This window comes from Capnocytophaga sputigena, from assembly GCF_002302495.1.
Classification (GTDB): Bacteria; Bacteroidota; Bacteroidia; order Flavobacteriales; family Flavobacteriaceae; genus Capnocytophaga; species Capnocytophaga sputigena.
On record NZ_CP022379.1, the window covers coordinates 211,422 to 224,004 of the forward strand.

Below are 12,583 nucleotides of genomic sequence, written 5' to 3' on the forward strand. Positions count from 1 at the left end.
ACATTCAACAATCGATGAAAAAACTTTTATTAGCTAGTACCTCAACTGTATATGGTGGTACTTATCTCTCTTATTTGCGTGATGAACTCAGCGATTTTTTCCAAGGAGCTAACGAAATTCTTTTTGTACCTTATGCGCGCCCCAGTGGAATTTCTCACGATGATTATACTCAAATAGCCGCTAATTTTTTTCAACAATTAGACAAAAGGGTAGTAGGTTTACACACTTTTGTCAATCCTAAACAAGCTATAGAACAGGCAGAAGCTATTTTTACAGGAGGTGGTAATACCTTTGTATTAGTAAATGCTCTATATCAATTAGATATTATAAACTCTTTACGCAAAGTAGTATTAGGAGGTACACCCTATATGGGCACGAGTGCAGGAAGTAATATAGCAGGACAAACAATGCAAACTACTAATGATATGCCTATTGTCTATCCTCCTTCTTTCCGTACTTTAGAGCTTATTCCTTTCAATATCAACCCTCATTACCTTGACCCCAACCCTCATAGCAAACACAAAGGCGAAACTCGCGAAACACGTATTAAAGAATTTCACGTGTTCAACAATATACCAGTAATAGGGTTGCGTGAAGGCTCTTGGCTGCGTGTAATGGGAGATGAAATAAATTTAAAAGGAGAATTTACTGCCCGTTGGTTTGAAAAAGATAAAGAACCAATAGAAATTAGCAATTTTGATAAATCACTATGACAAATATTCAATATATAAAAGCCCAAACACAACTACCTGAAAAAGTTATTGAAAACACACTTTCACTATTAACCGAAGGCTGTACTATTCCCTTCATTGCACGCTATCGAAAAGATAGTACCCAGAATTTAGATGAAGTAGCCATTGAGCATATAGCCAAATCCCAAGCTGATTACGACAATATCTGTAAGCGCAAAGAAACGATTCTCTCTTCTATTGAAGAACAAGGAAAACTTACAGACGATTTGCGCAAATGTATTGAGAACTCTTTTGAGCTCAATGAATTAGAAGACCTATACCTACCTTACAAAAAACGACGTAAAACTAAAGCTGATGTAGCCAAAGAAAACGGCTTAGAACCTCTTGCAAAACAGATAATGAGTCAGCGTGTAACCGACTTGGAACTATTAGCAGGGTGTTATCTTTCCAATAAAGTACCTACTGAAGAAGAAGCTTTACAAGGGGCTTCGGATATTATAGCTGAATGGATTAACGAGAATACGTTTATACGTCGCACTCTTCGCCAAATATTTCAGCGCAAAGCAATCATCAGTAGTGAAGTAGCCAAAGGTAAAAACGAAGAAGAAGAAGCTCAGAAATACGCTCAGTATTTCGATTGGGAAGAAGCCCTTAACAAAGCGCCCTCTCACCGTGTATTAGCAATGTTGCGTGCTGAAAAAGAAGGATTTGTAAAACTAAAAGTACAAGTAGATAGTGAAGAAACCTTACCTTTTATAGAAGAAAACATCATAAAGAATAGGGGAGAAGTAGCCGATTTCTTGAAGAAAACGGTAAAAGACAGCTACAAACGCTTATTAGAGCCTTCTATTTCCAACGAAACACTACAAGAGGCAAAAGATAAAGCCGATGCGAAAGCTATCAGTGTGTTTGCCGAGAACCTTTCACAGTTGTTATTAGCGTCTCCTTTGGGTGAAAAGCGCATTTTGGCTATTGACCCAGGATATCGTACAGGTTGTAAGGTAGTGTGTTTAGATGAAAAAGGCGACCTTTTGCATCACGATGTTATCTACCCTCACGCTCCCCAGAATGATATAACTATGGCTACTAAAAAGCTCAGCACAATGGTTTCTCAATACAACATCCAAGCCATTAGTATAGGCAATGGTACTGCTTCTCGCGAAACAGAGTCGTTTGTAAGAAGTATTGCTTTCCCTAAAAAGGTGGAAGTATTTATGGTGAGTGAAGCAGGAGCATCGGTCTATTCAGCTTCTAAAATAGCTCGCGATGAGTTCCCCGATTACGATGTAACTGTACGTGGGGCAGTATCCATAGGCAGGCGTCTTGCCGACCCATTAGCTGAATTAGTGAAGATAGACCCTAAAAGCATAGGAGTAGGTCAATACCAACACGATGTAAACCAGTCGTTATTGAAAGAAGAGCTCGATGCAACCGTAGTACGTTGCGTGAACAAAGTAGGGGTAAACCTCAACACAGCAAGCAAATCACTACTCAGTTATGTATCAGGAATAGGGGAGAAGATGGCTGAAAACATAGTAGCTTACCGCTCGGCTAATGGTGCTTTTAGTAAGCGAGAAGACTTAAAAAAGGTACCTCGTTTGGGTGATAAAGTATACCAGCAGGCAGTAGCTTTCTTACGTGTACACAACAGTGAGAACCCGCTCGACAATTCAGCAGTACACCCCGAAGCCTATCCTATCATCAAACAAATGGCGAAGGACACGGGTATCTCAGTTGCACAACTTATAGGTAACAAGCAAGATATTGCCACTATTGATATTCAAAAGTACAAAACAGATAAGGTGGGTGAACTTTATTTGAAGGACGTATTAAAGGAATTAGAAAAACCAGGGCTCGACCCTCGTACTACTGCTAAAGCCTTTGCCTTCGACCCTAATGTAAAAACCTTTGATGATGTACGTATAGGAATGATATTACCTGGTATAGTAAACAATATTACTGCCTTTGGTTGCTTTGTGGATATAGGTGTTAAAGAAAGTGGATTAGTACACATCTCTCAACTGAAAGATGGTTATGTCTCTGATGTAAATAAAGTAGTAAAACTCCACCAACAAGTGCAAGTAAAAGTAACAGAAGTAGATGAGTTGCGCAAACGCATCTCATTAACAATGATAATATAAAAATCGATAAATATGAAAACACTTTTTATCCCTTATACTAAAAAAGAACAATATTAAAAAGTTTTATAATATATCTATTTTACTGCTAATATTCCTGTTCTTTTTTATCTATTTAACAATAGATATAAGTGTAATAGATGCAGGAAAAAGAGAGGTAAGCTACATCTTTGTTATAGTAGTACTATTAGTTTCATTGGGTATGTTTACCACTTATGCTATACCAATGTTTGCTTCAAAATTAAGCATTTCTTTCAATGATAAAGGCATAACTCTTAATAATGAAGCACTAAAAGGCTTAGTGAAGTGGCAAGACATATTAGCTATCCATTTTGTAACTAAAGATGATAATTATAAGCTTCAAGAGTTTCATCAGAAAATAATAATAGATTTAAAAGACCGAAACACATCACTGATTACTTATCGTCTAAGGTAAAGAATACAATAATACACGAATTGTAATACCTATTAGAAACTTTAAAAATGATATAAGCGACGAATTGGATAGTATTATCGATTATATTTTAGATAATACCGATAGGTTTATAGCAGCAAAATCCGATTACGGTATCGTACTCGCTGATAAAATAAAAATAGTAATAGAAGAAGTTGAAGAAGAAGATTAGTAATATGAGACAAATGGAAAAATCCAATTTATAATATCCAAAGTAAGATTTTTGAACTTTGATAGGTTCATTAATATTATGTTTTACTTTGGTAAACTGGACTTTTCCACTATAAATTTAGTATAACCTCTATTTTGTAGGAATATTTTGGAGTATTGCTAACAAGAACTTCCAAAACTTCTGTACAGAGGCTATATTCACTCTTTCTGCTGGTGAATGTGCTCCTTTGATAGTAGGACCAAAGCTCACCATTTCCATTTCGGGATAATTGGTTCCTAAAATACCGCACTCTAAACCTGCATGACAAGCTACTACATTAGGCGTTTCACTAAAAAGTGTTTCGTATTGTGCTTTTACAATCTTTAAGATTTCAGCATCTACTTTAGGCTCCCAACCTGGATAACTACCTGTGTATTCTACTTCAAATCCTGCTAATTCAAAGGCTGAGCGAATAGTATCTGCTAAGTCATACTTAGAGCTTTCAGAAGCTGAACGAGTAAGACAATACACATTAATCTCACCATCCTTGATAATTACTCTTGCTACATTATTACTTGTCTCTACAAGATCAGCTATTGTTTGGCTCATCTTATACACTCCATTGAAAGCTGCATAAAGAGCTCGCAACACATCTTCTTGTTCTTCTTGTTCCATTACCTTCTCTGGGAGTACAGTAGGTTCTAACAATACAGTAAGAGTCGGTTCGGTTACTGAATACTCGTGTTGAAGTGTTTGAGTAAGTGTAACGACTTCTTTTTTAAAAGCCTTTTCGTCATTTTTATCAATAGTTACCACTGCTATGCTCTCTCTCGGAATAGCATTGCGCAAACCACCTCCATCTACACTTGCAATGCGCAAACCAAACTTCTCTGTAAAAGTAAACAAGAGACGGTTCATCAGTTTGTTAGCATTAGCATAACCTTTATGTATATCCATACCACTATGCCCTCCGTGAAGACCTTTTAAAGTAAGTGTATAGGCTACCGAATTAATTGGTGTATCTACCACATCGTACTCTCTAAATGCCGAAACATCTACACCTCCAGCACAACCTATATCAATCTCGTCATCCTCTTCAGTATCTAAGTTAAGCAAATAAGCTCCAGAGAGTAATCCTCCTTTAAGACCTTTAGCTCCAGTCATTCCTGTTTCTTCATCAATAGTAAAAAGGGCTTCAAGAGCAGGGTGAGGAATATCCTTACTTTGGAGTATTGCCATAATACTTGCCACTCCAATGCCATTATCAGCTCCTAAAGTTGTACCATCAGCACGTACCCAATCACCATCCACTAACATTTTAATACCTTCAGTACTGAAATCAAAGACCGTATCATTATTCTTTTGGTGTACCATATCAAGATGTGATTGTAGCACCACTGTTTTACGGTTCTCCATTCCTGCTGTAGCAGGCTTTTTGATAATCACATTACCCGTTTCGTCTTGGTAGGTATCAAGACCTAAATTTTTACCGAAAGCCACCATAAAAGCAATGACTTTTTCTTCTTTTTTTGATGGACGAGGTACTGCATTTAAGTTTGCAAAATTGGTCCATAATTGTTTTGGCTCTAATTCTGTTATTTTCATTATATTTAGTTTTTTAATTATCAGTTATTATATATTTTTTAGTCGCTAACATCTTTTCACTCTTCATTTTTCTATTTTCACTTTAAAACCAATATCCTATATTAAATAGCCATATTGCTTGTTGTATTTCAGGTGAGTATGTGCATTTTAACTCTATAGGACCTAAAAAACTTTCAATACCATACCCTATACCATAACCTGAATAATCAGGATATTTTTCCCATTGAAAACTCTTAAAAAGGTTATTATCAGCTTTGGCTACATTAGCTAATAAAAGCAAGTGATGTTTTTTAAATGGTTGAAAATCTATTACCCATTCTGTTTTCAGGTAGTTCTTAGCTCCTATACTCAAAAAATCATACCCATAGAAAGGTGAGTAGTTAGAAAATACATTCTTATTATATCCTCCTAAAAAGAAGTCCAATGAATAGCTATTAGAGTTTCCTATGGTAACACCTCCTTCAAATCCTATTCGTGTATTCAACCTTGGTAGGATAGGAATAGCAAATGATAATTCTGCTTTACCTGTGGTAAATTTCTTAAAGTTTTCATCATTAGAAGCAAGTGCATAAAGATTAAATTGTGTATTAAAATACACTCCTTTACTTGGAAAAAAACCATTGTCAAAACTATCGTATTTCAAGTAAGAATATAAACTACCAAAATGGTTCTTTTCAGAATATGAAGCGATAGTACTTACTGAATATATTTGCTCAGCATCAAATTGTATTTTGCGATGTTCTACACCTAATCCAAACACAAAACCATTACCTAAGAGTGTTTGTAAGTACAACTGATTTACCCAATCATAAGCCTCTACATCCATTCGATTGAGTTCAGATTGTTCTATTCTATAATTAGATAAACGTCTTGTATTCAAATTACGGTCAAACTGCAAAAATTTAGAACGTAATCCATAACTGATATAAAATCCTTTATCTACAAAATAATCAAACTGATAACGTATATTATCACCTACAATAAGATCAAGGGAAAGAAAATCACTATCTTGTAAAAAATAATTCTGTGTATAGTTCATCAAGAACCCTGTTTTCAACAAGTTGTCATAATGAATACCAAATTTCAAGAAAGTACGTTGTGGGTTTTCTTTCAGAAAAAAATCAATATGTTCCCCTTCAAAAGTATGTCTAATTTGGTGATTGATAGAATGAAAGTTATTTGTTGCCATTAGGTTAGACAATCCATCATTCAGTTCTTCAAAAGAAATTTTACGATTCAAGTGTTTTAAGTGGAGTTTCCCACGTAAATAACTACGTGTAAAGTGTTCGTTATTATGGAAGTGAATATCTTTTAGAAAAAAAGAATCAATTTTTTCTATAGGTTCCCTCCGTTGGGTAGTATGTTTTTGGTGAGCAGCTATTTCACGCAAACGAGGCAAAAAATGTTCTGCAGCAATTTTTCCATTGTTAATAATTGTCTCACCCTTATCAAAAGAAATCACATTAAACCCTTCTATATTAGGCTTGATATACACATCAGTTTGTTTTATTTTCTGTGGCATATTATCCGCCATTGGAAAAGTAGTGATTTGTGAAAAGATACTCAAAAAAGAGTTAATTTCCTCACGTTTTGCTAATGGACTCTGTACATCCACCCCTATAATAATATCCATTTCTTTCTTTTTCACCTCATCTACAGGATAATTATTAGCTATACCACCATCCGTAAGCCATTTCCCATCTATTTCTACTAAATCAAACAACGAAGGGAACGACCCGCTGGCTTGTATAGCTTGAGGTAGAAAACCATCTTCTAAAATCACCTCTTTTCCTGTCTCTATATCAGTAGCAATACATAAAAAAGGAATTGGTAACTTAGAAAAATCATAAATTTCATTTACTGGATATAGAAGTTTAACAAATTCATTGTAGATATTTTGACCTTTAGAAACTGCACGAGGTAACCCTACTTTGAAATTATTGAAAGGCAATGCTACTGCATAACGATCATATATATAACGTTCGTGTAATGACTTTGCATGACGTGAAGTTTTGTCTTGTAAAAGTTTATCAAAGTCTAATTGTCGGAAGATAGAATCTAATTCATTAGCCGAATATCCTGCAGCATACATAGCACCTACCATTGCGCCCATACTCGTACCTCCAATGTAATCAATACGTACTCCTGCTTCCTCCAATACTTTCAATACTCCTATATGTGCTAATCCTTTTGCTCCTCCTCCACTGAGTACTAAACCTACTTTTAAATCTTTTTTAGAAATATTTGTCTGACTATAAACTACATAAGGAGTAATTATAAGGAGTATGATAAACAATAAAATTCTCATACGTTATCTTCTTTTATAAACTTGGCACAAAAGTACAAATAATTAGTTAATTAACAAATTTTAAATTAGCAAATTAAAAAGAATTTCATAAAATATATTTCAAAAACTCTTCCTTTTAAAATTACTGGTTGTAAAATTTCGTCATTCGTAATTTGTCATTCGCAATTATTTTTATACCTTTGCCCCAAAAATAGTAATAAATGAAAGAAACAGATATCATTATTATAGGGGCAGGACCTACAGGACTCTTTGCTGTATTTGAGGCTGGACTTCTTCGTCTAAAATGCCACTTGATAGATACACTCCCTCAAGTAGGTGGACAGCTTACTGAATTATATCCTAAAAAACCTATTTTTGACATACCAGGATACCCTAGTGTAGGCGCTTCAGAATTGATAGATAACCTAATGGAGCAAATCAAACAATTCCAACCTGAATTTACCCTTGGTGAAACTGCAATAACACTCACTAAAAATAATGATGATACATTCATAGTAACTACAGATAAAGGTACTCAAATAAAAGGAAAAGCTGTAGCTATAGCCGGTGGATTAGGCACTTTTGAACCTCGTAAACCTGAATTACCTAATATTGAACAATATGAAGGCAAAGGTGTAGCTTATTTTGTGAAAAATCCAGAAAACTACGCTGGAAAACATGTTGTAATTGCAGGTGGAGGCGACTCCGCTCTAGATTGGAGTATATATTTAGCTGAAAAGGTAGCTACTGCTTCAGTTACTTTGGTGCACCGCCGCAATGAATTTCGAGGAGCTTTAGATTCTGTTGAAAAAGTAAAAGCCTTAAAAGAAGCTGGTAAAATCAATCTAAAAACACCTTACGAAGTAATAGGGTTAGAAGGAAATGGACATTTGGAATCATTAGTATTAGAACAAGAAGGGGGTAACAAAGAGACTCTTTTAGCAGATGCTTTTATTCCTCTCTTTGGGCTTACTCCTAAATTAGGACCTATTGCTACTTGGGGAGTAGAAATCGAAAAAAATGCTATAAAAGTAAACAATGCCTTAGACTACCAAACTTGTATAGAAGGTGTATATGCCATAGGTGATGTGAATACCTACCCTGGTAAACTGAAACTTATTCTCTGTGGTTTTCACGAAGCTACTCTAATGTGTCAAAGTGTCTACAACCGTATTTATCCCAATAAAAAATACGTATTAAAGTATACTACCGTAGTAGGAATTGATGGATTTGATGGTAGTAGAAAAGAAGCCGAAAAAGCTGTAGTAAAAGCAATTTAAACAATAAATATATCTTATAGCAAATACTAATAACTAAATAAATGGTAGTAGAAAAGAAGCCGAAAAAGCTGTAGTAAAAGCAATTTAAACAATAAATATATCTTATAGCAAATACTAATAACTAAATAAAATGAAGAATATAAATATACTATTAACAAGCACATTTTTAGCTTTTTCTGTCTCTCTATATGCTCAGATAGATACAATTAGTAGTAAAACTTTACTATTGAAAGGCAAAATAAAAAAAGTAGAAGACTATTCTTTTTTTCTCGACCCTGACCCCAAAGGTACTAAAACTTTTGATGGAAAAACCTATACTGTTTTTCCTTATGTCGAAGATTGGAAGATTGAAAAAGATGAAACTAAATTATCTAAAACCAATATTGCTTATATTTTTGACAATACAGGTCGTAACCTTGAAGTAATTACTTACAATACCGAAAACCAACCTTTCGGAGGAATGCGATTTTACTATGATAAAAAAGGAAGAGTAAATAAAAGTCAATCATCTTTTTCCTTAGGAGATGGAGAGCTTTTAGTAAACCAACAATATTTTTACAACGAGAAAAATCAATTAGTAAAAATAGATGAAACTGATGGCAATACCAATGAATGGCTTATTACCACTACATTCAAATATGATGATTTAGGTAATTGTATTGAAAAAAACAAAGTAGCAAGCAATTCAGCTTTAGAAAAAGACATACAACTATATGAAAAGAAAAATATTGTATTAGAAAAGAAAATACGTCCAGATTACACACGTGAAAAATCTTATAAATACAACCAACTCAACAAAGTTTCAGAAACAGAAGATAAAATATTGAACAAAAATGTATATTTAAAAACTGAAAATGAATATAATAAAGAAGGTTTACTTTCTAAGTCTAAATTTCTAAATGCTTCAAATCAAGAAACTATCTGTACTTATAAATATAACAAAGAGGGACGTCTTATTCAATCTATTTGTACTGCTACTGATGACCCTAATTTTTATGTAGAAACTAACTATATGTTTAATAAATCAGGTGAGACTCAAGTTATGAAAACCCGTACAGAAGTTGTCTCTACCAAAGTATATGATGAACATAATCTACTCACTTCATATATTACAACAGAACTTAATTACAAATATCGTTATACTTTTGATAAAATGGGAAACTGGACACAAATATTGATGTTTGAAAATGATAAACCTATTTGTGCCCGTGTTCGTAAAATAGAATACTTTACTAAATAAATGAACGAAATACATCTAAAAATAACCGATCGTGAGGGGCTTCTATACGAAATAGAAGCCCCTACCGATATGAATATGAACTTAATGGAAGTAATGCGTGCCTACGAAATCGCTCAAGATGGCGAAATAGGCATCTGTGGTGGTATGGCAATGTGTGCTTCTTGTCAGTGCTATGTACAAAATGAAAACGAAGTCACACTACCTGAAATGGGTGAAGAAGAACAAGCAATGCTTTTTGAAGCTTTTCATGTAAAACCTAATAGTAGGTTAGGATGTCAAATACCTATTACACCTGAAATCAATGGGTTAGAAGTTGTATTAGCTCCTTTTTCTTAAATAATACGCTTTTGTATATTATTTTTTTATATCTTTGCCAAAATATTAAAATTGAATGAATAGAAAAATACTTTTATTTGCTTTTATAATAGGGCTTTTTGCTATGGCTTGCAATGATGGTGATATGGAGGTCGAATCTATCTCTTTTGAAAATTCCGACGTTCTTTCTTGTAGAGCAAATGATACCGCTGTTGATTTTCTCTATAAGTATAATCAAAAACAAGCCCTTTATCTCACAATTCCTGCAGGTGTCTTAGAAAATAAAGAAAAAACAGTTACAGGTACAATACCTAATAACTATAAATTGTATTACCGCACCTTTAGTGATGTAGTAAGCAGTAGTTATTTTTGTAATACCATATACCCTGCTTCTCCTCAAATTACTTTTAATAGCGAAGCTACAGGAGGAACAGTGACCATCGCAACTCGTCCTATTTACAACGAAAATACTGGGGCTTTATTGCGTTATGATCATCAAATAACAATTAGTAACTTAGTACTCCTAAAAGAAGATGGTAATAAGTTAGTAGAATCTAACCTCGTCTTTGGTACTTATCAAACTAACAAACAGTAACAATGAACCACTTTGTAGTATCAGCACGCAAATATCGTCCTCAATCATTTCGTGATGTTGTAGGGCAACAAGCTATCACCAATACTCTTCTCAACGCCATTGAAAACAATCATTTGGCGCAGGCACTTCTTTTCACAGGACCGCGTGGTGTAGGTAAAACTACTTGTGCCCGTATCTTAGCCAAAAAGATAAATGAACAAACTGCTGGCGTAGAAGATGAAAATGATTTTGCTTTCAATATTTTTGAACTCGATGCTGCTTCTAATAATAGTGTAGACGATATACGCAAACTTATTGAACAAGTACGCATCCCCCCTCAAGTAGGCAAATACAAAGTATATATTATTGATGAGGTACACATGTTATCTCCTTCTGCTTTCAACGCTTTTCTAAAAACTTTAGAAGAGCCTCCTAAACACGCTATTTTCATCTTAGCTACTACTGAAAAACATAAAATTATTCCTACTATTTTATCACGTTGCCAAATATTTGATTTCAAAAGAATTACCATCAATGATATTCGAGAATATCTAAAATATATAGCACAACAACAAGGAATAGCTGCTGAAGATGAAGCCTTACAAATCATCGCACAAAAAGCTGATGGTGCTATGCGTGATGCTCTTTCTATTTTTGACCGTGTAGTAAGTTTTTCAGGAGAGAAAATTACCAGACAAGCTACTTCCGAAATACTAAATGTACTTGATTATGAAGTTTATTTTAAAGTAACCGACCTTATTTTAGACAATAAACTTCCTGAGTTGTTAATTACATTCAATGATACGATAGCGCAAGGGTTTGATGGCAATCACTTTATAGCTGGTTTAGCAAGTCATTTTCGTGATCTAATGGTATGCAAAAACCCTACTACTATTAATTTAATGGAAGTAGGGGAGGAGACTCAGAAAAAATATACAGAGCAAAGTGCACGTGCTACCGTCCCTTTTTTAATGGAAGCTATTACAATAGCTAACGATTGTGACCTGAAATACCGTACTAGTAAAAACCAAAGACTATTGGTAGAAATAGCTTTAATACAACTCGCCTCTATAACCTACCAAGGAGATAAAAAAAAAATGATGGACGCTTCGTAATTCCAGCTCACGTTTTTAATAGGCAAGAACAAAACTCTAATGAAGTTACAAAAGTGGTCCAACCATCACAACCTATTATAACAACTACTGCTTCTCCCATTCCTAATATTCCTTCTATTAGTAAAGAACAACGTAGTAATGTAGTTTCTGGTTTTTCCATAAAAAGTGTACACGTAAAAACAGAACACCAAAAGAATAATAAAGAGATTATAATAGATCCTAATTCTTTACCTAAAGAACCATTTACTCAAGAGGCTTTTCAAAACTATTGGGATAATTATATAGAAGAACTACTTACAAAAGGAGAACGTATACAAGCCTCTATTCTAAAGATAGCCAATTTAAAACTAGATGGAACTACCATTGATTTGGAAGTGTCTAGTAATACTGCAAAAATTGGAATACTGAATATGGAATACCATTTATTGGATTATCTACATAGATCATTACGTAATTATGATATAAATATTCAGATAAATGTAAATGAAGAGATTGCTAAGAAAATAGCGGTTACTCCTGAGGATAAATATGAGCGATTATTAGAAGAAAATCCTCTGTTACAAGATTTTAAAAATGCTTTTAGCTTAATGTTAAAACCTTAATTATCTGTATTGTAAAATATTATTGCTATTGTATTTAACTGCAATAGCATTTTTTTATTTCTAAAACTTTTGTTTTTTTCAGTATAATGTTTAACTTTGCCGTCAAATTGTTAATATAGGACTTTTTTGA

General features: G+C 33.9%; 12 protein-coding genes. 10 read left to right on the top strand and 2 right to left on the bottom strand.

The window, feature by feature from the left end; all coding sequences use genetic code 11:
* Positions 1-14: 14 nt before the first annotated feature.
* The 4 genes from pepE (at position 15) to CGC57_RS13100 (ending at position 3,456) form a co-directional block, all read left to right on the top strand.
* Positions 15-713: a dipeptidase PepE gene (pepE, locus tag CGC57_RS00975; protein ID WP_095897598.1), complete on the top strand. Its 699-nt coding sequence runs from the start codon at positions 15-17 to the stop codon at positions 711-713.
* On the top strand, positions 710-2,833 hold the full coding sequence (locus CGC57_RS00980) for a Tex family protein (protein ID WP_095897599.1): 2,124 nt from the start codon (positions 710-712) through the stop codon (positions 2,831-2,833). The genes pepE and CGC57_RS00980 overlap by 4 nt, the downstream gene beginning before the upstream one ends.
* A 199-nt stretch (positions 2,834-3,032) precedes the next feature.
* On the top strand, positions 3,033-3,266 hold the full coding sequence (locus CGC57_RS12905) for a hypothetical protein (protein ID WP_095897600.1): 234 nt from the start codon (positions 3,033-3,035) through the stop codon (positions 3,264-3,266).
* 64 nt (positions 3,267-3,330) lie between these two features.
* Positions 3,331-3,456: a hypothetical protein gene (locus CGC57_RS13100; protein WP_262482411.1), complete on the top strand. Its 126-nt coding sequence runs from the start codon at positions 3,331-3,333 to the stop codon at positions 3,454-3,456.
* 129 nt (positions 3,457-3,585) lie between these two features.
* Here the strand turns inward: CGC57_RS13100 and CGC57_RS00990 are convergent, their stop codons facing one another.
* Positions 3,586-5,040 carry an aminoacyl-histidine dipeptidase gene (locus CGC57_RS00990; protein ID WP_095897601.1) on the bottom strand — a complete coding sequence of 485 codons (1,455 nt, stop codon included), beginning with the start codon at positions 5,038-5,040 and terminating at the stop codon, positions 3,586-3,588.
* A gap of 82 nt (positions 5,041-5,122) precedes the next feature.
* A complete protein-coding gene (locus CGC57_RS00995; protein ID WP_095897602.1) occupies positions 5,123-7,348 on the bottom strand; it encodes a patatin-like phospholipase family protein in 2,226 nt (741 codons plus the stop codon).
* Positions 7,349-7,548: 200 nt separating this feature from the next.
* On the opposite strand from CGC57_RS00995, the gene CGC57_RS01000 reads away from it, so the two are divergent.
* From CGC57_RS01000 to CGC57_RS01025, 6 genes are all read left to right on the top strand, one after another.
* Positions 7,549-8,607: an NAD(P)/FAD-dependent oxidoreductase gene (locus tag CGC57_RS01000; protein ID WP_095897603.1), complete on the top strand. Its 1,059-nt coding sequence runs from the start codon at positions 7,549-7,551 to the stop codon at positions 8,605-8,607.
* A gap of 130 nt (positions 8,608-8,737) precedes the next feature.
* Entirely contained in the window at positions 8,738-9,847 is a 1,110-nt protein-coding gene (locus CGC57_RS01005) for a sugar-binding protein (protein WP_095897604.1), read from the top strand.
* Positions 9,848-10,183, top strand: a complete 336-nt coding sequence (locus CGC57_RS01010) for a 2Fe-2S iron-sulfur cluster-binding family protein (protein ID WP_095897605.1) — start codon at positions 9,848-9,850, stop codon at positions 10,181-10,183.
* Positions 10,184-10,238: 55 nt separating this feature from the next.
* Positions 10,239-10,757 (top strand): hypothetical protein, encoded by a 519-nt coding sequence (locus CGC57_RS01015; protein ID WP_095897606.1) that lies wholly within the window; start codon positions 10,239-10,241, stop codon positions 10,755-10,757.
* A gap of 2 nt (positions 10,758-10,759) precedes the next feature.
* Positions 10,760-11,851, top strand: a complete 1,092-nt coding sequence (gene dnaX / locus CGC57_RS01020) for a DNA polymerase III subunit gamma/tau (RefSeq protein WP_095897607.1) — start codon at positions 10,760-10,762, stop codon at positions 11,849-11,851.
* A 53-nt stretch (positions 11,852-11,904) separates the two neighbouring features.
* The gene (locus CGC57_RS01025) at positions 11,905-12,453 is read left to right on the top strand and encodes a DUF8439 domain-containing protein (RefSeq protein WP_232034011.1); all 549 of its coding nucleotides are present in this window, start codon (positions 11,905-11,907) and stop codon (positions 12,451-12,453) included.
* Positions 12,454-12,583 lie beyond the last annotated feature (130 nt).